At 68.8% G+C, this 24866-nt stretch carries 26 protein-coding genes and 1 pseudogene; 3 read left to right on the top strand and 24 right to left on the bottom strand.

Annotation, left to right across the window (positions count from 1 at the left end):
- Nucleotides 1-277: 277 nt before the first annotated feature.
- Complete coding sequence (locus tag EV646_RS30905; protein ID WP_132154865.1) at nt 278-1036, bottom strand: helix-turn-helix domain-containing protein; 759 nt, start codon at nt 1034-1036, stop codon at nt 278-280.
- A gap of 99 nt (nt 1037-1135) precedes the next feature.
- On the opposite strand from EV646_RS30905, the gene tcmP reads away from it, so the two are divergent.
- Nucleotides 1136-2542: a three-Cys-motif partner protein TcmP gene (gene tcmP / locus EV646_RS30910; RefSeq protein WP_158291048.1), complete on the top strand. Its 1407-nt coding sequence runs from the start codon at nt 1136-1138 to the stop codon at nt 2540-2542.
- On the opposite strand, the gene EV646_RS30915 is transcribed toward tcmP, so the two are convergent.
- The 6 genes from EV646_RS30915 to EV646_RS39015 all read right to left on the bottom strand — a co-directional run bounded on the left by EV646_RS30915 (nt 2524) and on the right by EV646_RS39015 (nt 5957).
- Complete coding sequence (locus tag EV646_RS30915) at nt 2524-3279, bottom strand: DUF5131 family protein (RefSeq protein ID WP_132154869.1); 756 nt, start codon at nt 3277-3279, stop codon at nt 2524-2526. The genes tcmP and EV646_RS30915 overlap by 19 nt on opposite strands.
- Nucleotides 3280-3507: 228 nt before the next feature.
- Entirely contained in the window at nt 3508-3774 is a 267-nt protein-coding gene (locus tag EV646_RS30920) for a hypothetical protein (protein ID WP_132154871.1), read from the bottom strand.
- An 11-nt stretch (nt 3775-3785) separates the two neighbouring features.
- A complete protein-coding gene (locus tag EV646_RS30925; protein WP_132154873.1) occupies nt 3786-4142 on the bottom strand; it encodes a hypothetical protein in 357 nt (118 codons plus the stop codon).
- A 120-nt stretch (nt 4143-4262) separates the two neighbouring features.
- Nucleotides 4263-4625, bottom strand: coding sequence for a PRC-barrel domain containing protein (locus EV646_RS30930; protein ID WP_132154875.1), 363 nt, complete (start codon nt 4623-4625; stop codon nt 4263-4265).
- 83 nt (nt 4626-4708) lie between these two features.
- Nucleotides 4709-5746, bottom strand: coding sequence for an ATP-dependent DNA ligase (locus EV646_RS30935; protein ID WP_132154877.1), 1038 nt, complete (start codon nt 5744-5746; stop codon nt 4709-4711).
- On the bottom strand, nt 5730-5957 hold the full coding sequence (locus EV646_RS39015) for a hypothetical protein (protein WP_158291049.1): 228 nt from the start codon (nt 5955-5957) through the stop codon (nt 5730-5732). The genes EV646_RS30935 and EV646_RS39015 overlap by 17 nt, the downstream gene beginning before the upstream one ends.
- Nucleotides 5958-6327: 370 nt before the next feature.
- On the opposite strand from EV646_RS39015, the gene EV646_RS39020 reads away from it, so the two are divergent.
- The gene (locus EV646_RS39020) at nt 6328-7185 is read left to right on the top strand and encodes a M48 family metalloprotease (protein ID WP_158291050.1); all 858 of its coding nucleotides are present in this window, start codon (nt 6328-6330) and stop codon (nt 7183-7185) included.
- Nucleotides 7186-7773: 588 nt separating this feature from the next.
- Complete coding sequence (locus EV646_RS30945) at nt 7774-8196, top strand: hypothetical protein (RefSeq protein WP_132154882.1); 423 nt, start codon at nt 7774-7776, stop codon at nt 8194-8196.
- An 84-nt stretch (nt 8197-8280) separates the two neighbouring features.
- On the opposite strand, the gene EV646_RS30950 is transcribed toward EV646_RS30945, so the two are convergent.
- The 17 genes and pseudogenes from EV646_RS30950 to EV646_RS31025 form a co-directional block, all read right to left on the bottom strand.
- The gene (locus tag EV646_RS30950; protein WP_132154884.1) at nt 8281-9192 is read right to left on the bottom strand and encodes a bifunctional DNA primase/polymerase; all 912 of its coding nucleotides are present in this window, start codon (nt 9190-9192) and stop codon (nt 8281-8283) included.
- Nucleotides 9189-9413 (bottom strand): hypothetical protein, encoded by a 225-nt coding sequence (locus EV646_RS30955; RefSeq protein WP_132154886.1) that lies wholly within the window; start codon nt 9411-9413, stop codon nt 9189-9191. The genes EV646_RS30950 and EV646_RS30955 overlap by 4 nt, the downstream gene beginning before the upstream one ends.
- Nucleotides 9410-9706: a hypothetical protein gene (locus tag EV646_RS30960; RefSeq protein ID WP_132154888.1), complete on the bottom strand. Its 297-nt coding sequence runs from the start codon at nt 9704-9706 to the stop codon at nt 9410-9412. The genes EV646_RS30955 and EV646_RS30960 overlap by 4 nt, the downstream gene beginning before the upstream one ends.
- A gap of 2 nt (nt 9707-9708) precedes the next feature.
- Nucleotides 9709-10536 (bottom strand): hypothetical protein, encoded by an 828-nt coding sequence (locus EV646_RS30965; protein WP_132154890.1) that lies wholly within the window; start codon nt 10534-10536, stop codon nt 9709-9711.
- Between the two features lie 63 nt (nt 10537-10599).
- Nucleotides 10600-11511, bottom strand: coding sequence for a DNA cytosine methyltransferase (locus EV646_RS40350; protein ID WP_241996435.1), 912 nt, complete (start codon nt 11509-11511; stop codon nt 10600-10602).
- Between the two features lie 56 nt (nt 11512-11567).
- The gene (locus EV646_RS40355) at nt 11568-12131 is read right to left on the bottom strand and encodes a DNA cytosine methyltransferase (protein ID WP_241996436.1); all 564 of its coding nucleotides are present in this window, start codon (nt 12129-12131) and stop codon (nt 11568-11570) included.
- 510 nt (nt 12132-12641) lie between these two features.
- Nucleotides 12642-15935, bottom strand: a complete 3294-nt coding sequence (locus EV646_RS40740) for an ATP-dependent DNA helicase (protein ID WP_132154892.1) — start codon at nt 15933-15935, stop codon at nt 12642-12644.
- A gap of 256 nt (nt 15936-16191) precedes the next feature.
- Nucleotides 16192-17427: pseudogene (mobF, locus tag EV646_RS41060) on the bottom strand (MobF family relaxase); the annotation flags it as partial.
- Nucleotides 17322-17576 carry a hypothetical protein gene (locus EV646_RS30985; protein ID WP_132154894.1) on the bottom strand — a complete coding sequence of 85 codons (255 nt, stop codon included), beginning with the start codon at nt 17574-17576 and terminating at the stop codon, nt 17322-17324. The pseudogene mobF and the gene EV646_RS30985, both read right to left, overlap by 106 nt.
- Nucleotides 17573-19048, bottom strand: coding sequence for a DUF2637 domain-containing protein (locus tag EV646_RS30990; RefSeq protein WP_132154896.1), 1476 nt, complete (start codon nt 19046-19048; stop codon nt 17573-17575). Before EV646_RS30990 ends, EV646_RS30985 begins: the two co-directional genes overlap by 4 nt.
- The gene (locus EV646_RS30995; protein WP_132154898.1) at nt 19045-19797 is read right to left on the bottom strand and encodes a hypothetical protein; all 753 of its coding nucleotides are present in this window, start codon (nt 19795-19797) and stop codon (nt 19045-19047) included. The genes EV646_RS30990 and EV646_RS30995 overlap by 4 nt, the downstream gene beginning before the upstream one ends.
- Nucleotides 19797-20645 carry a DNA adenine methylase gene (locus tag EV646_RS31000; RefSeq protein WP_132154900.1) on the bottom strand — a complete coding sequence of 283 codons (849 nt, stop codon included), beginning with the start codon at nt 20643-20645 and terminating at the stop codon, nt 19797-19799. The genes EV646_RS30995 and EV646_RS31000 overlap by 1 nt, the downstream gene beginning before the upstream one ends.
- Nucleotides 20642-21322 (bottom strand): RRQRL motif-containing zinc-binding protein, encoded by a 681-nt coding sequence (locus tag EV646_RS31005; protein WP_132154902.1) that lies wholly within the window; start codon nt 21320-21322, stop codon nt 20642-20644. The genes EV646_RS31000 and EV646_RS31005 overlap by 4 nt, the downstream gene beginning before the upstream one ends.
- Nucleotides 21319-21657 carry a hypothetical protein gene (locus EV646_RS31010; protein ID WP_132154904.1) on the bottom strand — a complete coding sequence of 113 codons (339 nt, stop codon included), beginning with the start codon at nt 21655-21657 and terminating at the stop codon, nt 21319-21321. Before EV646_RS31010 ends, EV646_RS31005 begins: the two co-directional genes overlap by 4 nt.
- Nucleotides 21654-23909, bottom strand: coding sequence for a type IV secretory system conjugative DNA transfer family protein (locus EV646_RS31015; RefSeq protein ID WP_158291053.1), 2256 nt, complete (start codon nt 23907-23909; stop codon nt 21654-21656). Before EV646_RS31015 ends, EV646_RS31010 begins: the two co-directional genes overlap by 4 nt.
- A complete protein-coding gene (locus tag EV646_RS31020; protein ID WP_132154908.1) occupies nt 23906-24421 on the bottom strand; it encodes a Pycsar system effector family protein in 516 nt (171 codons plus the stop codon). Before EV646_RS31020 ends, EV646_RS31015 begins: the two co-directional genes overlap by 4 nt.
- Nucleotides 24418-24843 (bottom strand): hypothetical protein, encoded by a 426-nt coding sequence (locus EV646_RS31025; RefSeq protein ID WP_132154910.1) that lies wholly within the window; start codon nt 24841-24843, stop codon nt 24418-24420. Before EV646_RS31025 ends, EV646_RS31020 begins: the two co-directional genes overlap by 4 nt.
- Nucleotides 24844-24866 lie beyond the last annotated feature (23 nt).

Genomic DNA, 24866 nt, shown 5'->3' on the forward strand with positions numbered 1-24866 from the left:
CTCCACAGCGGATCGCATGGTCATCGGCCTCGACCCACACAAGCGCTAGGCGACCAACGAGGTGATATCGCCGCCGATGCTGTCCACGGCGGCCGCCGGTTGGCCACCGACCGCGAAACACCGCGGCGGTTGGCTATAGGAAAGAGTGGCCGCCCCGGGTCCGGGCGATCGAGGGTTGCGCCGGCACCGGCTCGCAGCGGATCGCGGACACCCTCCACAACGCGAGCCTGCAGGTCACAGCGCCATTCCAGCCGCGAGCTTCGGGGAACTCATGTTTCTATTCAGAACCTTGGGCCCGACTCAGTCGTTCCCCCAGCATCATCCACATTTTGCGGTCTTCAGGAGACAAGCGGCCGGCGATGCTTCGGACCTCGGCATCCCAGGGTTCGCTGCTGCGATCTAGCGTACGAACTCCAACTGCAGGTATGTATTCGGCCTCGACCTCGGGGTCGGCCTCGTCGAGCACGATCAGCACTCTGCTCGACACGAGGGCGGACAACAGCGCGGGAGCGAGGTCACCATGATCGTCTCGCCTATCGATGAGAAGATCACGGATCTGCGACCCGGAGTAGGTTGCGGCTGGTCGAGTGAGCTTGGGACATACGGCCGCGGCGACGAGATTGAGGAGTTGACCTGCCGGTAGCGGGCCTACTGCTAGGGGCCGCACCAGAGAGAGCAAGGTGTGCACATGGCCGCGGAAGGGCTTAGCGTGGCCGCCTTCCCAGCGCTCGATGTTCACGCGGCTCAGCCCGAGAGCCTGGGCGAACTTCACCTGGCTCATGCCGAGTGATGACCTGAAACCTCTGAGAGCCGTTGGCACATCGACCGGCAACGGCCACTCGGCCGCGAACGAGTCATGCTGGTACATCAAGAGTTCGAACGACGCGAGTGGGTGTCCCTTGGGCATCACAGTGCGCAATGGATTCAGGAAAGTCGATCTGATCAGCAGCGCATCTGCTGGCCTGGAGGCGTAGGCCGGGAAGATCGCGCCCCTCACTCGCCTCGCCGTCTCCTCCGGGTCCTCGAAGAGCGTCACCATCATAATGTAGGTGAGGGTGGATCGGATGTCATGTAGGTGCCAGGATCAAGGCATGACGACAGGTCCAACTGCCCGACGGCTTAGCCTGGCATCGAAGTGGGTCGACTGCGCCACGAACTTCATCCGATCCTGCACCAGGCTCATCGGCGCGTGCACGACGCTCGTGCTGGCTCTGACGTTGTTGATCACAGCCTTGCACCTTGGCCGCTGATCGATGCCCCAACCCTGAGTGTCTCGGATACTCATGCACTCACGCGGCGGCGACGGGTCGGCCCAACGTGGCTAACGCTGCGGAGAGTAGCGAAAGCTCGTATTCTCGTTACCCCAACTCGTCACACCTGGGGGGAATCCAGAGTGAGCGCCAACAAGAACTTCTTCGAGTCGCCACAGGCGGCGGCCATCTACAAGCACAAGCTGATCAAGAGCTACATCCCCGCGTGGGCGGGAAAGGTCGGTTCCACCTCGACTGGCAAGCGGGTCGTGGTGTACGACGCCTACTCCGGCCCAGGGCGGTACGAGGACAACGAGCCGGGATCGCCGGAGCTGTTGGTCGACACTGCTGCAGCGATGGCGGCCCTGCGGTCAGTGCGGACCGTGTTCAGTGAAAAGGAGAACGCCTACTGCGAACGTCTCAGCGCAATGCTCGCAGAGAAGGAGATCAACCCCGCGACGTATGACGTACGCGTCGGGCCTGTCGAGGACCACATGGATGCGGTGCTCGCCGAGGCGGGCGATCTGCCGCTCTTTGTGTTCCTCGACCCCTTCGGTTTGACCATCCCGTTCGACCGGGTGGTCCAGGTCATGAAGGGCAGAGACAAGTCCGGCTACTCGCGAGTCCTCCAGCCCAAGACTGAGCTGCTGATGAACTTCTCGTATGAGGCGGTCCGCCGCATTTCGGGGGTTGTCAGGAGCGATAAGGACTACCGTGCGCGCGAGGGGCAGATCGAGTCACTCAACCGGGCACTCGGCGACACCTGGTGGCAGGCTCTGGCCCGCGACGAACCGGAGGGCTGGGTTCAGCAGGTGCTGGAAGGTTACGCGGATCGGGTCGCAGCGGCCGTTGGTGGCGGTTGCGGCTATATCACCGCAGCTGTCGCCGACTCATTGGAGGCCAAGCCCGTCTACGAACTGATCCTGTTTACCCTACACCTGGACGGCTTTTGGGAGATGGCCCGATCGATGTCGATGGCCCGCAAGGAGTGGCGCCAATGGCTGGCAGACCGACGCGAGCAGGAGACCGGTGGCCAGGTTGAGTTCCGAGGCCTCGACTTCGACGACGACGAGTTGGCGTGGGTCGAGGAGATCGCCGCGAACATCGAGTCGGTTCTCAAAGCCACGGCCCGCTTCAGGATCGAGAGCGAGCTGGGGACGATCCTCGGCCGAACACTCGGCCTCGCCCGTGAAACTCATATCCGTAGGGCATTGAAGGCTCTGCAGAAGAAGGGCGTCATCGCTGACGTGCCCAAGGGCGATCTGCAGCGTGCCTACATCGCGCGCGCCTGAGCAGGTTGTGGCATCTCGTCCCACGTCAGGCCATCGAGGTCGCGTCCGCCGCTCTTGGCTCGTATGCCACCCCATTGCTTGAAGAAGAACGGTGTGCGAACCGCCACACAGTCATCCCTCAGGTCCCTGATCCATTGCGGATCGACGGGCCGCGCATTTACTCCGCTCTCACCGCCTGCGATGACCCAATCGATCCGGTCCAGCGGAAGCCGATGCAGCGGGCCGAGCAGCGGCTCGCACGACAGGAATCGGACGGCGGCCGGCACGCCCGCCAGGTCACGCACTCGGTCGTAGTGGACTTCGGATTCCACACTGACCCCCATCCAAATGTTGCTCGACCACTCCAACCGCGGAGCGAGACGAGCCAGCCGTCGGCTGCGCTTGGTGAGGATCTGGTACGTGTGTTGTGGCGTTGCCCGCATGACCTCGAAGACCTCGCGGACGAACGCGATAGGGACGCGAGCATGGAACAAGTCGCTCATCGAGTTGACGAAGACGAGCCGCGGCTTGCGCCAGGTGTACGGCGTCTCCAACGATTCTCGGTGGACAGCCACCCCAAAGCCGGGTCCGCTCGTCCTCGGGTCGCCGTCGTTCTGATACTTCGCCACACCCATCGCCTTCAGGCGCTTGGAGAGGGTGAGCGCGTAGCAGTTGTCGCAGCCAGACGAGATGCGGTCGCAACCAGTCGTCGGGTTCCAGGTCGCCTCGGTCCACTCGATCGAACTCTTGTCGGCCATGTGCTTCAGTGTCTCAGGACTAGGCTGCTGTCCGTGCCAACGCAGCGCCCATGACGCGCAAGCAGTCGTCGAGCGTCGATCCACGAACTCGGATCGCCGGCCGGGGCCTGCCTGCTCTCAGGGCCTCGTGCCTCGACGCTGTGCGGGCAGCGGCTCGCGTGCGAGTGGTCTCTGGCCGCGGCCGGCGACGTGTCCAGCTTGCCGGAAAATCGGCGGCACCGTTTGGAGTTATCCACAGGCCACGTCCTGCGTCGCGAACTCCGCCTGGAAGGCGGCGCCGTATGGTGCGAGGTCGGGATCGTTTGGGTCGGCGGGGTGGCAGTTGATTCCGTCCTGCCACATCCAAAGGTTGCCGGGACCAGGCGCGTAGCCGAGCGCCCATCCGGGCCCGTTTGCCTCGGTCCGGCCCATCCGTTGGGCGGCCTTGATGCGGTCACGGAAGTCCGACTCGAGGTAGATCTGCCCGTGCCCGGGACCGCCTTCGAGCTTAATCACGGGACCGGTCACTAGCTTGCCTTCTCAACTGGCGGGTCTCCGGCGGGACGCAGGTCGTCGGCGGGGTACCACCGGACCCGCCCTGTGTCGTCGCAGACCCTGCCGTACCACTCGCCGCGGTCCCGGATCCACACATCGATTGTTCCGGCCGGCTTCCATCGCCTGGCGGCGACAGGCACCGCAGGCCTGCACCAGCGCAGCACATCAGGTCCGTGTTCGCCGTACGTGTCGTACGTGGCGTTTAGATCGGCCGCCAGGTCTGCGGCCTCGGCCTCGCTGAGATCCAGCGGCATGCTGCACCTGCTGCTGGCGGAGTCGGACACTCCGAAGCCAGTGGCGGCATCCCCGCACACCTCAAACCTGCTCATGACTCCAGGATGCCACAAAGGCGAACATATGTTCGAGACAGGACCAGTGACCGGTCGGCTACTCGGCGCACCCAGTCCCCGCTGCCGGTCTGCAGTACGTGAACTTGGGTCGAGGGCGGATTAGCGGTTGCGAGCCGCGCGCACGCGGGCGTAGTGCTCGGCCACCCGCTCGCGGTAGCCCGGGTCCAGATGGCTGTCGGCCTCGTACTGCGGGGCCGCCCTGATCTCGGCCTCGGAGACGTCGACGGAGATCTCCTTGGTGTGGTGGTTGATGTACTCGACCACGCCCGCCGGCAGCAGCACATGCTGTCCAAGGGTCCATAGACCGGTGTCGACCACCAGAGCCGCCTGGCCGGGCGGATAGCTGGCGTCTTCGACCTTGCCGACCTCGCCGTCAGGGGCAAGCACCTTGTAGCCGTCCAACCGGCTGCGATCGCTGAAGCCCGAGCCCGACCGATAGCTCCACGGTTCAAAGCTGCTCATGATCACCCAGTACCCGCCCGCCCGAGCCAGCGATTCGGCCGGGAACCTGGCTCATCCCGCGCAGAGCTCGGACCGAGCGACTGCTACGCCGGTAGTCGGTCCACGTCGTTCGGCGCGAGGTCGCCGCGGACACGGTGGAATCGAAGCGGGTGGCGGTAGTGGTCGCCTTGCATGGCGGCGTCGGCTGCCACCTCGGCCACGACGAACGGCCTTACCTTGACTATCTGGACCTTCTTGGCGCCGCGGCCCCAGTACCCGGCGCTGATCTCGTCTGGCCAGGGGTGCCGATCGCCTGCCGGCTCGAGGACTGCCGCCAGCTCGTCGGCTTGGGCTGGGTGGAGTGGAACGGTCCGGCCGACGATCTCTAGGTCGCTTCCTCGGTAGCGGCCACACACGACGACCTCGGGGCGGTCGATGCTGCCGGTCACGGCACCGACGATCACCTCGATCGTGTCGCGCTGCTTGACCTTGACCCAGTCCCGGCGACCAGGCTGATACCGCGTGCCGGCGCCCTTCACGACCAGTCCTTCGACGCCGGAGTAGCTGAATGCGTCGAGCCACTCACGTGCCTCGGCGGGATCGTCGGTGACCGGCGAGAGTTGAAGCGGCGGCCTCCATGTTCTGGCGAGTGAGCTGAGGCGTCGCTGCCGGTCGCTGAGGCGCATCATTCTGATGTCTACCTGGTCGATCGCCAGCAGGTCGAAGGCGACGTAGGAGGCCGGCCGCTTCGGTGCGAGTTGCCGCCGGATGGTCGCGGCGCCGTTGATCATGCGCTGCTGGAGTGCGCCGAAGTCGAGCCGTTCGCCGTTCCACACGACCAGCTCGCCGTCGAGGACGCAGTCTCGTTCCAACTGCGCGTCGAGCGCCCCGTGGACATCGGGGAACTTGTCGGTCAGGTCGGTTCCATTCCGCGACCACAAGCGGACTATCCCGCTGCGGCGAACCACGGCGCAACGGTAGCCGTCGTACTTCAACTCGTAGCGGGATCCGCCGGTTAGGCCGTTGCGGCCGGGCAGTTGTTCTACCGCCTTGGCGAGTTCTAGTTCGACGGGTCCAGCCAGGTCCGGCGGCAGGCCAGGCCCGTGATCGGCTGGCCCGGGTGGCCTACGGTTCGGGGTCATCGTCGACCGCCTCATTTGGGCGGCTGATGACGTCGGGTGAAGGGATGGGCACGTTGCCGATTCGAAGCGCCCAGTTACCGTCTGAGCGCTGCAGCCATTGTCCGATGCTGATGCTGTGGCCGTCGTCGGTCTCGACCTCGACGAACCGCCCACCCTCGGGCGCCGGCGGTCCGTCGAAGACGATGTTGATCGCTTGCACGGATCCGTTCATGGTTCCAGAGTGCGCCCGATCCGTTCGCATGTCATCGTGTGCGGTTGGTCTCCCATTGCAGGCGCTCTACTGTCCGCACCTTGGGTTGCCGTTGGCAAGCTCCAGGCGCCTCCGCTCCCTTTGCATCAAGCTGCAAACGGCTGGTCGCATGTCGGTGGCGGTGGCTACCCTGCGAAAGATGAATGGGGCTGAGAGCAACAATCCGCACCGTGCGACACGACGGGCAACCACTTCCCACACGGCCCGGGCGGTAGTGCCCAACCGGAATTCCCCACCGATGGGCCAGGTACCGCCTCGTCCAGCTTCGATGGTCCCACCGCCCGGGGCACGGCCGGCGGCCAGTCGAGCGCGACGCTGGGACATCGCTGGCGTGACGGAGCTGCTGCTGGCGTTGCCGTGGCTGTGGTGGGCGTGGCTGGCGGTGCAGTTCGTTGGGATCCCGAGTGACACGATCGAGTATGTTGCCTTGGGCGTCTGGTTGGTATCGGGTACGGCCTTGTTCTATCCGCGTTCACAGGATCTGTTGGCCTGGAAGGTGTGGCGCCTGCGGCCGCCGTCCGAGCTGGAGTCTCGCCGGATCGGCCCGGCCTGGTGGGCGGTGTGTGCCGCGGCCGGCGTCAATCCCGACCGGTACCGGGTGTGGATCCACGAGGGACCGGAGGCCACTGCACCGCAGACGGCCGGGTCGACCGTGGCGGTCACGTCCTGGAGTGTCTTCACGCTGCCGCCGCGCAATCTGGAGGCGGTGCTGGCGCACGAGCTGGCCCACCGGCTGGCGGTGCCGGGCTGGCTGTCGCTGGTGATCTATTGGTACTCGCTCCCGGCCCGGGCGCTGGGTGCGTTCATCCGACATGGCGTGAAGGTGCCGGGCCTGAGTACGGTGATCAAGCTCGTGATCGGGTTCCTCGTGCTGGGGGTGTTCCTGGTGGCGTTCTTCACTAGCTTCGACGGGTATTTCGTCATGATGATCTCGCCAGTGTTCTCGCCGGTCGTGGTTGCCTGGGCGTCCCGGGCGAGCGAGAGGTACGCCGACCGGGTGACTGTCGATCTCGGATACGGCGTACCGCTGTGGGAGGTCTTCACCGGCCGCGAGGTCGCGCGCGCCCAGTCGTACCAAAAGGTCGACCGCACGCCCCTGACGGCCTCCCAACCGATCGAATCGGCCCGCCTGCGCGCGCTGGAGCATCACCTGCGCTCAAACGCTCAGAACGGCCATCAGGCACGCTGAGATTCCGGACCCTCGGCCCGTAGCGCAACCAGGTTTGTGTATCGCGACAGCCGGGCAGACATTGCAAGAGTGGCCAGTCGTCATCAGCCGGGTTCCCCCCCGCTCGGCCTATCGATGGCGGCTGGGCGCTCGACAGGTGGCAGGCAACCGGTCCAACAACTCATCGTCGGCCCGCTCGGGATCCTCGCCCGCCGGCACACGGGCAAGTACCGCTAGAAGCCCGAGCAGTCGCCTGGTCACCTCGAAGTCGATCTGGCTGCTGCTGGACGCGCGGTATCTGCAACGCCTCATATCCCCCCACCCCATCCTCGGACTATCGGACGACGCCCGGTCACCGTTACAGGGCATCGCGAAGGCGGGAGCCGCCGTGTCGGAGGTTTAGTTGTCAACGAGCGGGTACCTCCGGATCAGGGCATGCCCAGTGATCCACGGCCGGGATGGAGTCAGCGCCTAGGCCCCGACGTTCAGAAGCAGCGTCGGGGCCGCATCCGGCACCGTTCGGCAGTGGCTATTGGCGATCCCTCGGTCTCGGCTCACCGGCAGCGGGCCCGTCGAAACTGTCGGCGCGGTATGGGATCGTCGTGTGGTATGGAGCTGACTGCCCGGGATTTCGAGCGGATACCGCGGGAGAACCTGCATGTGCCGGTGCGTGAGTTCGCCCGGCTCTGGTTGACGGCCGAGCGACGTGGCGACGCATTGCAGGCTCAGGACCGTGAAGATTCATACCTGACCGGCGTACAGGTGACCTGCCGGTGGCTGGCGGGCGCCATCGTCACCTTCGAGTACGCGACCGGACCTGTGCGCGATTGGGCGTACGCCCCGATCACCGATACTCGGGAGAAGGCGTACGAGGAGCTAGTCGAGCTGGAGACCCAAGCTGCCGAGCTAGCGGTCGCCCGTAGCATGCCGGGTCGGCCGGGGTTTGCCGATGGCGCGTTGGCGACGCTGGCGTGGGCGTGGCGCCGATCGGGCGTGCCGCCGATCGACGTAGAGAACGCCCAAGCGGGCTGAACCTCTCTCCGCACGAAGGGGCTCAGGAAGCCGCCGGACGGCTTCCTGAGCCCCTTCGTCGGTCTTCCGCTCGTCATAGCGGGGTCAGGCTGTTCGCGGGCGTGGGTGGCGTGTGCCGGCGGTGAGTCCTGAGGTGATGGTGCGTTCGGCTTCGGTGCGGGGTAGCCCGATGCGGCCGGCGGCAGACAGCAGTTCGTCACGGGCGATCGTTTCGTCCAGAAGTTGCGCGCCGACGAGTTGGCCGAGTGCGAAGGCGGCGCGGTTCAGGGTGTCGTTGCGCTGTCCTGGTGCGGCTGCGAGGACGTTCTCGAGTTCGCCGGTGAGTGCGGCGAGCGCGTACGAGCTGGCGTTTCTTAGGCTGGCTGCGGTCCGTGGTGTAGCGGTGGCGGGGCTGGTCGTGTCGAGGGCGTTGGTGATCCAGTCGGGCAGTCGCTGGGGTGGCGTGGTCTTGCTGGCCTGGTAGCGGCCGTGGTCGGTGATCGAGCCGGCGCCGACGATGTAGCCGCCGTGGCCGCGGGTGTCGATCTTCCATCCGATGCGGCCGGCGCTGTTGCCGAGTTGGTGGCCGGCGGGTTGGCGGTAGTAGAGGTGTTGCCCACCGGAGGGTGTGACGACGGTGTAGGCGGCAGGGATGCTGGAGTCGTGATCGGCGGCGGCCAAGGCGAGTACGTCGGCGCCGTTAGTTGCTCCTCGGCTGCGCCACGGTTCAGGTGCCAGGTCTGCGGTGGTCTTGGGTTGGTCGAGGTCCACGACGAGCAGACCGGAGGGTCCGGCGGCGACGCCGATGTTGTACGGCGCATGCCGCCAGGTCCGGGCGATCGCGAGGTGGTCGGTGGTTGCTTCGTGTTCCCAGTCCTTCTCCACGGCGGGTACCTTGCGGCCGGGGGCGAGCGGGAAGACTGCCATGCCGTGATCGGCGTGCCAGTGCGCGGCACGGCAGAGCATCCGGTGGTCCGCGTCCAAGGCTCGCCCGCCGCGCCGCGTGGTGGTGGTCACGGCTCGATTCCTCTCCGGTCGGGGTGGACTCGTTCGCTACGGATTCGCCGCGAGTCCCGACCCGCGGCGGGCTCGCGGAGTTCGAGGTAGACACGGACGCCGAACGATCCACGGTTCGGGTAGGCGCGGTCTGCGCCGGCCACCTCGAACTCGTGTCGTAGATGCTCGACCAGGCGCGCGATGTCGTCGGCCTCGCCGGACAGCCTGACCTTGATCGTCATGCCGTCACCTCCTGGTCCTGGTTCGCACCGGGCCACGCCTCGGGGCTTGTGTCACCGTTGAACACCACGCGCAGCGGGCCGCGCGCGCACAGCCCGTCGAAGTCTGTGCGGCCGGGAATGTCGTCGTCGGGGCAGGGCACGGTGACCGCGTAGTCGTCGCCGTCCTCGGTCTCGAACACGATCCACGGGGTGCCGTCGCGGTCGATCACCACCGGGGCCATTGCGTGGGACACCAGCTCGATCAGCTGGTCATACGTCGTGAGGAGGGTGCCGTTCGGGATGCGCTGGGACATGGTCAGTCCTTTCTGGTGTTCGTTGGTACGCCGTAGTGGGCGAGGGTGGGGATGCGCAGGTGTGGCCAGTGCCCGGCAGCCAAGACGGTGTCGGCGTGGCGTTGGCCGGCCGTCCAGTCGGGGGCGGTGTCGGTTCCGGGGAGAGGCGTGGTTTCGCGGGCGTGTTGATAGAGGAGGCTGGCCAGGTCGCTGCCCCATCCGTCGGTCAGGTCGTCGTTGCTGGCGTTGTCGGCGGTGAACCGGACCGTGATGGTCAGGTTTTCGGGGTAGCGGTGGGGGTCTTCCGTGCGCAGTTGCTCGAACCGTGTGTGGATGGTGGCGGTGAACCGTTGCTGGTACTCGGCGCGGTCGCGTTTCTCCAGCTCGACAAGCAGTTCCTCGATGTCCTCGATCTGCTCCAGCTGGTCCAGGCTCAGCCGGTCGCGCGATGGGGTCCAGCGGTCACCGAACAGGACTTGCCCGATGTGGCTGGTGCTGGCCTCGTAGGTCTCGAACATGCCGAGGTCGTCGAACTCGTAGACGCCGTTGACGACGATCTCGACCGGTTCGGTGCGATAGGTCAGCAGGTACTCGTCGTTGTAGCCGACGATGCTGTGCAGCAGACCTTCGACCCCGGCGGCCTCCCATGATCCCGGCCGGCCTGCGGTCACCGCCTCACTGCTGCCGAGGTTCGCGGCGACGGTGGCGAGCAGGTGTGTGATGAACTCGGCGCCGTCGCCGCCTCGCTGGTCGGCGTTGATCTGTCGGATTGCTCGGGTCACCGCGTTCGCTGCCACGTGGAAGTCGTCCGGTTCAGCGGTGTTTGCGGTCTCGTTGGTTGGGGTGATCATGAAGCTCTCCCTGGGGTTCTTGGTGTGACCGGGGGCGGGCGGTGTCGCCCGCCCCCGGGTTGTTCAGGCGGCGTGCAGGTCGGTGAGGTCGTGGCCGAGGGATTCGGCGACGGCGGCGATGAGGTCGCGTGCGGCGGGTGGGGTGACGGCGTTGCCGAGCTGGCGGACCTTCTCGCGCTTGTTGCCCAGCACCACGTAGCCGTTGGTGAACGCCATTCCGGCGGCGACCTCGTGCGGCTCCAGCATCCGGAATGTGCAGTCCTCGACCGCGATGGTTCGCGGCTCTAGCAGCGACTGGTGGCCGGCGGTGGTGAGGGTGCGTAGCGTCTCGGTGACCGGCGTGCACATCTCCGCGCCGTCGTAGCGGGAGCCGTTGTTCCGCATCACCAGCGCGTACCGGTCGCGGGTGGTGAGCGTGCCGTGCGGCTCGATGGTTTGACGGCTGGTGGCGTTGCCGTAGTAGGGCATCAGCAGACCGTGGTGGTTGCCTGCGGCAGCGAACGTGTCGAACGGGTCGGTCGCCTTCTTCGTGGTGTTGTTGTTCCGTAGCGGCACCACCAGCGCCTCGGACTCGCGCGTGGTCCTGGTCCGCATCACCTCCGCCAGCGTCGTCGCGGTCTCGTTCCAGGTGCCGCCCGCCGGGACCAGCAGCCCGGTCTCGTTGCGGGTCGTCATCGTGCGCATCGCCTCCGAGAGCGGAGTGGCGGTCTTGCCGTCGCGGCCCTCGACCGGCACCAGCAGTTCCGGCTTCACGTAGCGGGCCAGCCCGGCGCGGATGCGCTGCATCGTCTTGTCGGCCAGCGGCTTGGCCCGGTCCCCGATCCGCTCGCCGGTCAGGCTCCAGTCGATCGCGGCCGCTGCGGACAGCCAGCCCGGCTCGACCACCTGGTTGCGGCAGGCAACGTTCGGGCAGCGCCACACGTACTGGGCGCGGTAGCGGCCCCAGGTCCGTTCCGGCTTCTTCCACGCCTGCATCGCCCGCACCAGCTGCCCGCAGCGATCGCACCACGCGCTCGGCCGGGTCCACCGGTTCAGGTCCGGGCAACTCGACGCGCGCAGGTGCGCACGACGTACAGCCGGTCCCTGGACTGCGGCGCGGGGAGGCCACCGGCCTGGGCGTGCATCGAGTTCAGGTACACCACGTGCACGCAGTAGCCGAGCGCGTCCAGCCCCGAGCGCCACGCGGGCCACAGCACCCACAGCGCTGCGTCTACGACGTTCTCCACCACGATCGCGTCGTAGCGGTGGTGCTCGGCGAACCGCACCACGTCCCACATCGTTGCCCGCGACCGCTCGGCCGCCTCGTCCGGCAGGGTGTCTCCGAACAGGTCCGGCATCGCGTCAACGTTGCGCTTCTTGCCCTTGGCCTGGGAGTGGTTCGTGCACTCAGGCGACGCCCACAACACGTTCGTGCGTGGGTAGCGGCGTGGCTCGACCTGGGACAGGTCGGCACAGTCGTGGTCGGTGGTCGGGTGGTTGCTGTTGTGCGTGTCAACGGCCAGCTTCCAGTGGTTCGCGGCCAGCTTCACCGTCACACCCGGTACCTGCACAGCGCCGGTGCTCGATCCCCCGGCACCGCAAAACAGGTCAGTCATCGTCAGCGTCATCGGTCCTCAACCCCTTCTCGTGGTTGGTGCGGGGAGGCGCCGCGGGTGCGTGCTCCTTCACCACGGCCCTCCCCGAGTCGGTGGGTCAGCGTCGGAGCTTCCGCGCGCTGGACGGGCATCCGGGACGGCCGCATCCGACCTGACGGCGGGGGCTACACCACGCTGGGCAGTTGGTCTGTTGGGTGCTGGTGGTTGTGTTCGGCATCGTGATCCCCTGTCGCTGGTGGGCTTTGTGTGACGGCAGCCCCTTTGGGCCTGCCGGCAACTGCCGTCTGCCGGGCCGCTAGAGGCTCCGAAGTCAAGGGGTTCTCGGCTGGTGGACAAGGAAATAAGCGGAGCTTGCGGAGCGCCGCCGTCCTCCAGGCGAGAACCCCTTGACTTTGGAGGGGGCGGTCTGGCACCTGCCCACCAACCCCAGCCACAGAAGGGCTTTGTCCCGGCCGGAGGCCGGGGTGCTCTCCCGCCCGCCAGGGGCGGGAGAGCCTGGACTGCGCGTGGTTACTCGTCGTCGTAGCGCCCGAGTTCCATCACCGGTCCGGGATAGTCCGCGGCGTGATCGGCTGCGGTGGCCGTTGCGGTGTTGGCCTGCTCGGCGTTGGTGTCGTCGGCGTGCCACCGGGCGAGTTCTTCGGCCCGGGCTTCGGCTTCGGCGTCGGCGTGGTGTTCTTCCGCTGCGCGGCGGTGCTGAATCTCGATCAGTGCCCTCTGCGCGCGGCGTACGGCTTCGGCGGTCTCGTCCGCGGACGGCACCCGCGGAGTGTCGGACTCCGCGATGGGTACCTCGCCAGCAGCGACCTCGCGGATGTCGGCCGGCGCCTGGCTCTCCAGCCCGGCCGGATCCTCGGCCGCCTCATCCTCGGCAGCCTCGGCCACTTCTGCTGACGCCTGCGCGGGGCGCGTGTTGTCGTCGGCAACGATCTCCGCGTCCGGGATGTCGCTGGCCGCAGCGTCCGGTTCCGCCTCCTTGCTGGCTGGCTGGTCGTTGACCGGTGCGGCCTCAACGAACTCGTCGGCAGGTACCGCGAGCGCTATGTCGGTGTCTCGCTGTTCGGCGACGTCGGCCAGTTCGTGCTCGTCGGTGACTTCGCGGTGTTCGTCCGCGTCAGCGTCGTCGGCGTCGATGCTGTCGAGCAGTTCCTCAGGGGTCGGTCCGTCGTCGCTGTTGTCGATGCCGCGGGCATCGAGTTCCAGTTTCGCGCGGTCGGCGACGGCGCGGGTTTCGGCGGTGTGGGCGAGCCAGACGGCGCGGGCGTCGTCGGCGATTTGCAGCTCAGCAGCGCGCGCGTCCAGCGCCGTGGCCAGGGCCTTGGCCTGCTCGGCTTCCGTGCGCAGCCGCTCACGTGTCGCCGCGTCGTCGCTGGCGTCTGCCTCCGCGAGGCGCAGTGCGGCGGTACGACGTTCGCGTTCGGCGGCCTGGCGCGTGCCGGCGAGTTCCTCCGCTACGTACGGAGGTGCCCATGCCTTTTCACGCTCGTACGCGCGGACCCGGACCCGTAGCTGACCGTTGGACAGTTCGGCCTCTGCACGGTCGGCCTCGGGGCGGCCGAGTGCGCGCCATGCGGCGCGCCACGACGCGTACTGCTCGACCTGGCCGGGTTTCGGTGCCGGGCCAAGCGCGTCGTCGCTGGCGTCGTGGTTCATGACCTCGCGGTGCGCGGCGACGACGCCGGTGCGCCGAATCCACTTGTCCCGTTCCGGACCGTGGTCGGTCGGCGGCCAGTCGAAGGCCTCGATTGCCCACTGTGGCAGCTCTGCGGCGACTTGGTCGCCGAGTTCTTCGGTGCGGGTGTCTGCGGCGGCGGCGAGGTTGGCCAGGTACGCCGACCACTTGGGGTCGTCGACCTGCGGGAGCCGGTCGGTGTAAGTGTCGCCGATCGGGTCGTACTTCCCGCTTTGCTTGATGCGCTCCTGGATGACGTTGCTGATCTGGCGCGCGTCGTGCAGCGACCGGCGCTGGATCGCCTCCGTCAGCACCTGGCCTGGGTCGTGTCCGGCCAGCTCGACCCGTCGCAGCAGGTTGTCGAGGGTTCCGGCGCCATCCTCGACAGCCAGTGCGCTGCGCTGATCCGCAGTCAGTGCGCCGGCGTGGGTGAGTTCGTCCAGCCAGGTAGCGGTGCGGCCGGCGGTGGCGAGCGCGATCCCGTCGGCCAGTAGTTCGGCGGGGGTGCGCAGCCGGTCGGCTTCGGCGGCGGACTCGGCCGCCGCCTGCAACGCCGACAGCTGCGGGTCGTCCAGCTCGAACGCGCCGCGCAGCACCGACAGCGGCGTCCGCTTCGCGGCGGCGGCCGTCTGGCCGTACTCGGCTTCCTTCGACAGCGACTGGGTGACGACGTGCGCGGTGTTCGCGGCCCGGCCCCGGGTCATCGCCACATACAGCGCGTACACCGACGTGTTCTGGGTGGCGACCAGATGGCTGGAGTCCACCGTCAACCCCTGGGAGGAGTGGACGGTGGCGGCGTAGCCGAGCGCGACCCAGTCCCGCACGTAGCTCGCCGGCAGCACCATCGTTTCCCCTGGCGCGGGATGGCGGGTGCCGCGGATCAGCGGCGCGACCCGCAGCCCGCCGTCGGCCAGGACCTCGACCACCTTGAACTCGTCGCGGTTGAACGCGGCACGCGTGTTGCCGCGGTAGCCGTTGAGGTGCCAGGCGTTGAGCCGGGTCTGGATCAGGTCACCGGCGCCGACCCGGTTTCCGCTCGAGGCGAGCCAGGTGGTGCGTTCGTCGTCTACCTGCCCGTACTCGATCAGCCGGGCGCGCAGCTGCGCGGACAGCTCGGCGGCCTGGGCGTTGGTGTCCACGATCAGCAGGGCGTGCAGGCCGTTGAGGTGGTCGGCAAGCCACGCGTCGGCCGCCGACCGCTGTGCGGCTTCGAGGTGGCCGCCGTCGAGGATGCGGCCCTGCTTGTGGTACTCGGCCAGCACGCCCTCGTCGCCCTGACGGAGCCGCAGCGACGCGGGGCCTTCCCACGCGGCTACGAAACGGCGGGTTTCGGTCAACTCATGCGTGAGGGCGCCTGCGGTGACCAGTTCCATGCCACCGCCGGCGCCGACGGCGGCGAGCTGGCGGTGGTCACCGACCAGCAGCAACTTCGCGCCAGCGGCGTCGCACTGCGCCTGGATCTGGGACAGGTCGCTGGTGTTGGCCATGGCGGACTCGTCCACGACAACAAGGTCGCCGGCGCGCAGCGCCCACGCCTGGTCTTCGGGCGTCGTCGAGCCGTCGGTGAGTCTCTGCTGGGTCATCAGCCAGCGGGTGATGTTCTTCGCGGTCACGCCGTCGGCGGCGAGCACTTCGGTCGCGACCTGGGACGCGGCCAGCCCGATCATCCGGCGCTGCTCGCCGTCCCAGAGGTCGGGGTCTTCCCACGCCTTCGCGAGGGCGCCGACGACGCGGGACTTGCCGGTACCGGCCGGGCCGATCAGCGTCTCGACCTTGGCTCCGGACGTGAGGATGCCTCGCACCGCGGCGGCCTGGTCGTCGCCAAGCTCGAGGCCATCGGCGGCCAGCCGCTTCACGAACGCCTGCACGTCGGTCGGGCTCATCACGGCGGCGCCGCGGGCGTAGCCCGCTTTGGCGAGCTGCCGCTCGGCCTTCACGTGATCCGGGGTCACGTACCGGGCGGCGCCGGGAGCCGAGTACGCCGACGATCCGTCGCCGCGGCGCAGCTCGTTGGGAAGTGCCGAGAGCTCGACGGGGCTTTGGCCGGGACGGTCGGCATCGACCTGCTGCGCGAGCTTCAGGCCGCGCTCGGTGAGCCGGTCGAGGAGCCGCGCGATCTTCGCCGGTTTCATGTTGCCGAGGTTGTCGGGTAGCGCGTCGCTGATGGCGCGGGTCCAGGTCCGCGGACCGCCAGGTCGAGTGCTTGGCCTGCACCTCGGCCAGCGCCGTCTCGAGCACCTTGGCCTGGTTGATCCTCCCGGGCAGCCACTGGCGCTGCTGCAATGCGAGCACGTCGCGGGCGACCTTGCCGAGTCCCCCGCGGACCTCGGCGCGCAGCTGCCGATCCCATCGCTCCAGCCGCTGCTCGACGGTCTCACCGTCGTGGGACTTGGCTTTGCGGGTCGCCAGCGACGCCTGCTGCTGCATGTAGGCCAGTTCCAGGGTGTTCGGTTCGCGGCCCATCTTGGCCTCGAACGCGCGCACCAGCGCGGCGGTCTTCTTCGTGATCGCCTTGCGGCGGGAGCTGAACAGGTCCATCACAGCCTGGTCGATCCCGACGATCTCCCGGGCTTTGCCGTCGGGGCGCACCTTGAACTGCACGCCGAGCGACTTGACCAGGTGCTGTTCCATCACCCGCTCACCGACGGCGCCGGCGGCAGGCTTCCAGCGGTGCAGCGCCTTGGAGTCGATGGTGCGCCACTTGCCATCGGGTCCCTGCACGCGATTCAAAACGGCGTTGTGGATATGCAGCTGCGGGTCATGATCGCGTGAGTCGTGCTGGAAGAACGACGCAATCACCCACTCGTGTGCGTCGGCCCACCGGCCAGCGGCTCCACCGAAGTGACCGACGCGGGTGTAGCCGGCCTTGTCCTGCAGATAGTTCAGCGCTGCGGTGTTACCGGCCCAGATCGCGTCCTCGACCGCCTGGCGGTGCTGGCCCCACTGCACCGCTTCCCGCTCCGCTTGCCGCACCGCACTGCGGTAGCGGTGCGCCGCTTCACGGTCACCGGTGCGGTGCGCCTCGGCGAGTGCACCGCGGGCCGCCTCGGCGGCGGTGCGGGCCTGTACCTCCTGGGCCTCGAACGCGGTGTGGAGCACCGTCACCGACTTCTGCGGACTGAACGTGGCGTCGTGGAACGCGACGTTCTTGCGCACCGCTTTGCCAGCCAGTGCACGCAGTTCGGCGCGCCGCTCCGGGGATGCACCGGGCTCCTTGGCCAGTGCATCGGCGTACACCTGCTCCTCGCTCTTGTACGCCCGCCCGGTGTGACCGAGGGTCTCGGCCTCGTCCCACCGCGACGGGTCGCGGAACGCCTCGTCGCGCGGGTCGATGAACCGCTCGTACAGCGCGGTCATGTCCTGCGTGTCGACCTCGCCGGACAGCCCGAGAGCTTCTGCACCCTTGCCGAACCAGCGCCCGGGCGGCTCGCCGGCCGCCACGGCGCCGGTGTAGTAGTTCTCCCGACCCGTGGCCACGGCGCCGGTGAGATAGTCGGCCCGGTGGCCGCTGTGCACGCTCAGCACGAGGCACCCCCAAACCGCGCCGCGACCGGCGCGACAGCGCCGATGGCCGCCGCAGGCGGCAGGCCGATACGACGACGCGAAGCGGGGTCGAGGCTCCATTTGATCGTGATGCCTGGGTGTGATCTGAGTTCTTTGGTCTTGCTGCTGCCTGCTGGCTGCTGCTGGATCGTCGGTTGGGTCATGCTCGCTGCTGCTGCGTCGCTGTCGTGGTTGCTGGCTGCTGATCGGGTCTTCTCGGTGTTGGTCATCGGTTTGTGCTCGTTTCGAGTTCGCGGCTGGTGGTGGTCTCGTCGCTGGTGCTGGGCTCGTCGGTGATGCTGGTGTCGTGGGTGGGGTTTTCACCGGGCTCGGTGCCGAGCTGGAGCTGTCCGCGCGTCTGCGGGACGGCTGGCTGGGCGTCGGCGCTGCCGCTGGTGGTGGGCTCGGCCCACCCGGCGAGTTCGGCCAGTCGCTTGGCGCGCTGGGTGCCGACGCCGGTGACGCGCCGGATCGCGCGCTGGCTCATCGGGCCACCGTCGTGCTCGGCGGTCGAGCGGTGGCGCACCAGGGCCAGGAGTTCGTCGTCGGTGCGGTCGTCACTGGCGTGGCCGAGCACCGATCCCGTGCGGCCGGTGGTGCGGTTCGCCGCGTGCACCGGTGCACGCGGCGGGGTTGGGGCGTCGTCGTGCACCGGTGCGGGTGGTGCGGTGCGGGTCGAAGGGCGCACCGGTGCACGGGCCGATCCGGTTCGGAGCGCACCGAGCAGGTAGGCGATCAGCCAGACCGGTGCACCCTGAGACGCAGGCTGTTCCGCTTCCTCGTCCTTCGCCGCTTCGACCGGTTCGATCGGACGGGTCAGGCCGAGTGCGGCGGAATCGACCAGCGCGAGCAACTCACCCGGGGCCAGGCGGCCGGTGGCCGGCAGCAGCGCGGCGAGTTCGCTGGCCGACAGCAGCCCGTCGCGGATCGTCTGCAAGCAGGCTGTGCGCGCGGCGCGGCCGGCGTCGAACGGCCACAGCTTGTGGCTCGGGCACAGCGTCGCCAGCCGCGACGCCATACGTACGACCTGCTGGACCAGCGCCCGCGCGGCCGCAGGGTCATCGGTACCGGTCCTCGACAGGTGCAGCCACACCCGCGTGGTGATCACCGGGGAGGTGAACCAGGTCAGCGCCGACAGCCGCGGCTTCGCGGGTTGCGCGAGCTTCATGTGCAGCCGCAACAGGTGCGCGAGCATCTCGACCAGCAGCGCGTAGGCCAACGGCGCGAGCGCGTGCGCGAGAGCGTCGGCGATCCCGTGCGCGGTATCGATGTTCAGCCACACCGTGCCGCCGATGAACACATACGTCGTGACCAGAGCGCCCGGAATCCGCCATCCGCGCGTCAACGCGGCCAGGCGCAGCGCGGTGCAGGCCACGATCATGCCGTCGGCAACCAACGGCACCAACGGGCTGTCGAACTTCTCCGACACCGCGCCGAACGAGCGGGCACCGCCGATCCCGGCGACGCCGAGCGCGGCCACGACCGCGACCGCGATCAGCACCCGCCGAGTCGTCAACCGCCCGGTCTCGATCGCGTCGCTGACGGCGCGAACCGCACGCCGGGTCGCCCAGATAATGGCGGTGACGGTCGCGGCGAACATCAGCAGCACGGCGGTGCCGGCGGCGATCATCGGCCACGTCACCGCGCCCGGGTCGAACCGGTCAGGCAGGTCGATCAAGCGGGTGATGGCCTGGGTGGTCATCGCTGGCCTCCAGCGGTCTCGGGTACGGCGGTCAGGCCGCCGCGGCGACCTGCCTTGATCTGCTCCGGTGTCGGCGCCGGGCCGTTGTCGTCGCGGCCGGTGGCCCACCACGTCACGAACGGGTCGGCGTCGGCCGCCAGCGGCACGGTGACCGCGCGCTGCCCGGCGCCGTCGCGGTGGGCGAGCACGTCACAGCTCGCGGCGTACTCGCCGAGGCGGCGGGTCACGCCGGGACGCTGTCGGTCGTGCCAGTCACCGGCGAGCTTGGTGGATGCCTCCGGGCCTTCGTAGGCGGTGGTCCAGGCGTCCATCAGCCACAGCAGCTCCTCAACGATTTCGGGGTGCCAAAGCCAGCACGGCGGCAAGGACTCCCGCGCGGTCGCATACCGCAGGTACGTCGTCTCCATCCACGGCAGCAGCTCACTCAGTACGGCCTCGAGCGCGGCCTCGTCGTGTTCGGGCAGGCGAAGCCATGACCGCACCGGCTCCACGTCACTCGCAGCTGACGCTGTCGCCCGACCGCTGCTGGGCTTGGCGGCCAGCCGGGTCAGCAGCTCCTCGAACGACGCGACCGTGTTGCCGAGCGAGGCAACGGTGTCGTTCAGCCGTGCCACGGCGGTCTTACTGGCGGTCTGCTGAAGGCCGGCCTTCATCGCGGCCACGTCCCGGCTCAGCGTCTCGACCGACCGCGCCAGCCCGGCCACCGCGGCCAGCGCAGCGGTGCCGGGGTCCTTCTCGTCGTACTGCATCAGTGGTTCTCCTGCCAGAGCGTGGGCTGGGCGCCGAGCGGCCGGTTGGACCACAGCACCTCGGTCCGTCGGCCGTTGGTGCCTGCCTGGCCGGTGAATCCGGCCAGGTCGAGGCGGTGCCAGTCGGCGTAGAGGGCGTCGTAGAGGGCGCTGGGGTAGCCGGACAGCACGACCGCCGCGCGGCACGCCTTGAGCGCGTCGGCGAGTTCGACGTGTTCGGCCGGGCTGCTCATCTCGACGGCGTACTGGCGAGACGAGCGGGTGCTGCCCAGATAGGGCGGGTCGGCGTAGATGCAGACGTGTTCGTGGCGGCCGTAGGCGGCGATCACGTCCAGCGCCGGGCGGGCTTCCAGGCTGACCCTGCGGAGCCTGCGAAGCGCGGGGGTCATGCGCTCGACGTAGGCGTGCAGGTAGTCCGGCATGGACACCGTCGTCCGGTCGCCGGGGTCCTGGAAGTGCCGCCAGCCGGTACGGCGGCGGGTGCCGCCCATGCCCTGGCTGAGCTGCACCCAGACCCGGCGAGCAACTTCGAGCTCGTCAAGGTCGTTGCCGCTGGCATCGGTCAGCGTGTAGGCGTCCGCGTGCTCAGCGCGGCTGTGCGGCGTCAGCCAGCAGACCCGCGCCAGGTCGTTGCCGCGGTCCCGAAGGACCCGCCAGAACGTCATGAGCGCTCCGTCCAGATCGTTGACCGTCTCGAACGGCGCCGGGGCCTTGGCCAGCAGTACGGCCAGCGACCCGGCGAACGGCTCGACGTAGTGGCGGTGCGCCGGCAGTAGCCCGGCGAGCTGGGCTGCCTTGGTGGTCTTGCCGCCGTAGTAGGCGAACGGCGGCGCAAGCTCGGCGGTCATGCCACTCCCCTCTCGGTCCATGCCCCGTCGTGCTGGTCATCGGTGTGGGCCAGCTCTGCGGTGTGCCGGGCGGCCTGGTCGTCGGCGTGCCAGCGGGCAAACTGTTCGTCTCGCTCGGTCTGGTCCGCGGCTTGGTGGGCGGTGTCGAGCCGGGCCGCCGTGCGGGCCAGTGCCTCGGCGGCCCGGTCGGCCGCGGCCGACGCCTCGTCCCTGTCGGTCTCGTCGGTGTCGTCGGCCGCCTCCTGCCAGGCCTGGACGGTGCGCCACCCATCGGTGCCGCCCGCTGCCGGTGTGACGCCGGCGGCGTGGCAGTCGCCGCACAACCGGTCGGTGGTGCGGACGAAGTGATCGACCGGGCCGCACTCGGCGCACACCTTCCGCGCGGCCAGGGCCTTATTGATGGCGGCGAGCTGCTTGTCGCTCGGCGTCCGCTTGGCCCGGGCGCGCTCGTCCACGTACAGCCACGCGAACCGGCGATCCCGCTTCCACGTCAACCGGGCGAACGGCTCCTGACCGCCGCGGGACAGGCCGCGCTCGCGCAGCTGCCGTCGCGTGGACAGCCCCGCCGGTGCCTGCCCGAAGCTGAACTCGGGCAGGCCGTTACGGACCCGGCCCGGCCAGCGCCGGCCGTCCCACAGCTGCACCCACTCCACGCCGGTGCGGTCTTGGCCGGTCATGCCGGGGCTCCGGTGAGGTACCAGACCGGCTTCCCGGTCGAGGTGGCGTACTCGATCTCTCGCCGGGTCGAGTCCCCGACGTACCCGCCGGGGTTGACGACGTAGATCCACGCCGCCATGTCGATCTTGGTCAGGTGCAGCCGGTCGAGCCGGGCCTTGTCCTGGTCGGTGACCGTGTCGCCGTCGTGCACGAACACGCCGGGCGCGAGGACGACGTAGCCAGCCAGTGTCAGCTCGCGATTCACGCGGGCGATGTCGGCCCGGAAACGGGTCGAGCCGCAGATCGTCACCACACCGGCAGTGGGGTGAACGTTGGTTGCCGCTGGCCACTTCATCGCCGCACCTGCCGATCCACAGGCCGCTCAGTGCGCGCGGCGAGCCCGGCCCGGGCCTTGCGCATCGCACCAACCAGCCGGAACCGGGCGACCAACTCCCGGCCCGGATCGTTGGCCTCCAGCCACGTCAACGCGGCGTCAAGCCGAGCGGCGGCACGCCGTACGACAGGGCTGGTGACCCGTCGGCGGACGTCGTCGGCGCGGTCGAACGCGGCGAGCAGATGGTCGCTTAGCCAGGCGGTGTCGCTGAGCAGCCGTGCGCCGGCCCGCTCCTCGACCATGGCCAGCTTGCGGGCGGTCCACTGCACGGTGGGGCGGTTGTGGAACCGCTCAATGCGCAGGTCCCGGCGCTTCCACGCCATCTTGACCCGCCCGATCGCGGGCGGCATGCCACGGGTGATGATCAGCGCCTGCCCGGCGCGCAGCTGCGCGACCTGGCCCGGGGTCAGCACCGGGACCCGGCGGTCACTGATCGACACCCCGCCGGTGGTGCGGTCGCGGGTCGCGACCTGCTCCAGCCGTTCGCCGCACAGCGTGGACCAGAACTGCAGATCATCGTCGTCGGAGGTGCCGGCCAGCACGACCTTCGTGGTCACGTTGGTCAGCAGCGCCCCGGTAGCCGCCTCGCCGAACCGGTCCCGCAGCTGCGCGCGGGACTGCGCGGAGATGTGCAGGGTGATCCCGCGCGACCCGAAGTCACCGGTCCACCGGTCAAGCGGGATCAGACAGATCAGCGCCGCCTCGTCCAGCACCATCGTCAACTGCGGGTCCAACCGGCGGCCCGGCGTACGGACCGCGAGGGCTTTGGCCTGGCGGGCGATGTGCGCGGTCAGGGCCGTCACGAGTGGCGCGGTCTTCTTGTCCTCCGCGCCCAGCAGGTACACGGTGCCGGTCTCGGCCAGCAGCCGCTCCACGTCGAACGGCACGCCACCTCGCGCTGCCGCCGCGGCGGCGGTCGGCACTGACAGCCACGACAGGGCGGGCATGATCGTGGTGGAGATGCTGGAGCGGGTGCGCTCGTTGTTGGTGAAGAACTGCATCGCCTGCTGCTCGAAGCCGGTCGCTTTGGCGACGCGCAGCTCCCACAGCGCGTCGGACTTGGCCTGGTCGTCGGGGTGGGCGATCCAGCGCTGAACGTCGGCCATCGAATAGCCGCCGAGCGCGGCGGCGTGCATCAGCGCCGTCAGCGCCTGCCGAGCGAGGTTCAGCCAATGCTCGGCGTCGTCGGACTTCGCGCCGACCCCGTCGAGGAGGTCCGAGGCGCGGTCCATCACCACGCCCGGGTCGGTGCATCCGGTCAGCGGGTCGAAGGTGATCGTGGACCCGTCGCCGGTCAGGCCGTCGGGGTCGAACACCCACACCGGGCCGCGCTTGGCGCGCTGGGTGCGGGTGATGTCGAGAATGTCGGTCTTGGTCGAGGTCGCGATCACCGCGCCCGGCGCGTCCAGCAGGTGGTTCATCATCAGGCCGGTCTTGCCCGCGCGCGGACCCGCCACCGTCAGCGTGTGGTCCTCGGCCGAGGATCGGACCTTGACCCAGCCGACCGTGGCCACGGTCGCGCCGATCTGTGTGAGCGGCACGAACCGGCGCTTCCACGCCGGCACGTCGGCCAGCGAGGGGCGGACGATCTTCGCCTTCTTGCGCAGCATCCGCGCCGATGACACCCGCCGCACATCCCAGCCCGACGCCAGGCCGTCAGTCACGCGCCCAGCGCGGCCCAGGCGGCGCAGCAGCCCGCGCGAGCTGGACCGCGACCGGAGTGTGAATCCCGCCGTGGCGAGCAGCACAACGCCCGCGGCCAGCAGCAGCTGCCACCAGCGCTGAGACGCCTGCACGGTCGATGGCAGGGCGCGCAGCACGAGCCCGGCGTAGCCGAGCCACAGCGCGACCGCGAGACCTCCGCCGACCGGGCGGTTCACCGCCACCACGGCCAGCGTGATCAGCAGCAGGACACCGCCGCCGATCACCCACCCGGCCGCGCCACCCGGCGCTCCGAGCCTCAGCCCGATCGCCCCGGCCAGCAGCACCCACAACGGCGAGGCGATCAGCGCCCCATGCATCAGACGCCAAAACAACAGCCCGGCCGTCACCAGCCCGACCGCTCCAGTCGCTGCGACCCAGTACCCCAGCTCGGTCAACGCCGACGTCTTCTCCCACGCGACCGCGGCCACACCCGCGGCCAGCAGCGCCACCATGGCGAGCGTGAACTGCGGAACCATCACGCCTTCGGTCCGGGTCGGCCGCCGCATCATCGCGCACCACCGATCAACACACCGGCCACCGCGCACGCCGCACCCAAGACAGCCGCGACGAACGACACCCGCAGCCATCGGTGCTTCGTCCACGCGATATCGGCCAGCCGCTTGGCCTGATGAGTCACCGCCACCAGCGGGTCGGCCACCTTGTTGTCGTACGTCCGCGGGTCGATGTGGCGGTCGAGCAGCTGCTCGACCGAGCGACGACGTACCGCACCGAAGTACAAGAACTCCCCCGGCACCAACGCGTCAGCCGGGCGGTGCAGCCGCGGCACCACCACCAGCAGCGCCGAACCCAACGCCACCGCCAACGCCACCAGCGCCACACCGAACGCCACCCGCGCGACCAGCGGCGAGCCGTGCGACTGCGACACGAACGTCAGCACCACCGCCGCCAACGCGGTCTCCACCGTCGCCGCAAGACCTGCCTTGGTGTCAGCCTTGTCGATCGCCGCAGCGGCCGAGTCGTGCATCCGCCACGCCAGATCCATCTGCATGCGCTCGCTCATCGCACTACCCCCGCCACCGGAGCGGACTCGTCGAACTCCGACACCTGCTCGGGCTGCACGTTGTCCGCGTACGACATGTGTGCGGTGTGCGCGGCCATGGTGTCGCTCGAAATCGCGAACGACGTGACCTCGACAGGACCGAACCCGGTGGTCACGGCGTAATGGCCGTTGTTCAACTCCGGCTCGGCACCGAGCACGGCACCGACCTGGTCGACCTCGCGGCACGCGGCCTCAAAGTCCTCGTTCCGGCTCGGCGGCCAAAGCACAGCCCGCACCGACGGCACGTGCAGCTCCGGGTGATCCGCTACAAACGCAGCCAGCTTGAACAAGCCCCTGATCACCGCCGCGTGCCCCGACGGCAACTCCTCCAACATCCCGAATCGCGGCACCCACTCCGTGCCGCCATGTACTGCGTCAGTCATGCTGTAGACCTCTCGAACTCGTA

Origin of the sequence: Kribbella antiqua (assembly GCF_004345665.1) — a bacterium.
In the GTDB taxonomy this organism is placed as follows: Bacteria; Actinomycetota; Actinomycetes; order Propionibacteriales; family Kribbellaceae; genus Kribbella; species Kribbella antiqua.

What these genes read in the sequence shown, in the direction of transcription:
- EV646_RS30915 (WP_132154869.1), bottom strand. Translation starts at nt 3,279, where the DNA reads ATGGCCGACAAGAGTTCGATCGAGTGGACCGAGGCGACCTGGAACCCG.
- EV646_RS30960 (WP_132154888.1), bottom strand. Translation starts at nt 9,706, where the DNA reads ATGTCCCAGCGCATCCCGAACGGCACCCTCCTCACGACGTATGACCAG.
- EV646_RS30935 (WP_132154877.1), bottom strand. Translation starts at nt 5,746, where the DNA reads ATGACCCCGAACCGTAGGCCACCCGGGCCAGCCGATCACGGGCCTGGC.
- EV646_RS40350 (WP_241996435.1), bottom strand. Translation starts at nt 11,511, where the DNA reads ATGCAGGCGTGGAAGAAGCCGGAACGGACCTGGGGCCGCTACCGCGCC.
- EV646_RS39015 (WP_158291049.1), bottom strand. Translation starts at nt 5,957, where the DNA reads ATGAACGGATCCGTGCAAGCGATCAACATCGTCTTCGACGGACCGCCG.
- EV646_RS30995 (WP_132154898.1), bottom strand. Translation starts at nt 19,797, where the DNA reads ATGCAGTACGACGAGAAGGACCCCGGCACCGCTGCGCTGGCCGCGGTG.
- EV646_RS40355 (WP_241996436.1), bottom strand. Translation starts at nt 12,131, where the DNA reads ATGACTGACCTGTTTTGCGGTGCCGGGGGATCGAGCACCGGCGCTGTG.
- EV646_RS31020 (WP_132154908.1), bottom strand. Translation starts at nt 24,421, where the DNA reads ATGAGCGAGCGCATGCAGATGGATCTGGCGTGGCGGATGCACGACTCG.
- EV646_RS31010 (WP_132154904.1), bottom strand. Translation starts at nt 21,657, where the DNA reads ATGAAGTGGCCAGCGGCAACCAACGTTCACCCCACTGCCGGTGTGGTG.
- EV646_RS30955 (WP_132154886.1), bottom strand. Translation starts at nt 9,413, where the DNA reads ATGACGATCAAGGTCAGGCTGTCCGGCGAGGCCGACGACATCGCGCGC.
- EV646_RS40740 (WP_132154892.1), bottom strand. Translation starts at nt 15,935, where the DNA reads ATGAAACCGGCGAAGATCGCGCGGCTCCTCGACCGGCTCACCGAGCGC.
- EV646_RS31025 (WP_132154910.1), bottom strand. Translation starts at nt 24,843, where the DNA reads ATGACTGACGCAGTACATGGCGGCACGGAGTGGGTGCCGCGATTCGGG.
- EV646_RS31015 (WP_158291053.1), bottom strand. Translation starts at nt 23,909, where the DNA reads ATGATGCGGCGGCCGACCCGGACCGAAGGCGTGATGGTTCCGCAGTTC.
- EV646_RS30985 (WP_132154894.1), bottom strand. Translation starts at nt 17,576, where the DNA reads ATGACCAACACCGAGAAGACCCGATCAGCAGCCAGCAACCACGACAGC.
- EV646_RS30945 (WP_132154882.1), top strand. Translation starts at nt 7,774, where the DNA reads ATGGAGCTGACTGCCCGGGATTTCGAGCGGATACCGCGGGAGAACCTG.
- EV646_RS30965 (WP_132154890.1), bottom strand. Translation starts at nt 10,536, where the DNA reads ATGATCACCCCAACCAACGAGACCGCAAACACCGCTGAACCGGACGAC.
- EV646_RS31000 (WP_132154900.1), bottom strand. Translation starts at nt 20,645, where the DNA reads ATGACCGCCGAGCTTGCGCCGCCGTTCGCCTACTACGGCGGCAAGACC.
- EV646_RS31005 (WP_132154902.1), bottom strand. Translation starts at nt 21,322, where the DNA reads ATGACCGGCCAAGACCGCACCGGCGTGGAGTGGGTGCAGCTGTGGGAC.
- EV646_RS30930 (WP_132154875.1), bottom strand. Translation starts at nt 4,625, where the DNA reads ATGAGCAGCTTTGAACCGTGGAGCTATCGGTCGGGCTCGGGCTTCAGC.
- EV646_RS30990 (WP_132154896.1), bottom strand. Translation starts at nt 19,048, where the DNA reads ATGACCACCCAGGCCATCACCCGCTTGATCGACCTGCCTGACCGGTTC.
- EV646_RS30925 (WP_132154873.1), bottom strand. Translation starts at nt 4,142, where the DNA reads ATGAGCAGGTTTGAGGTGTGCGGGGATGCCGCCACTGGCTTCGGAGTG.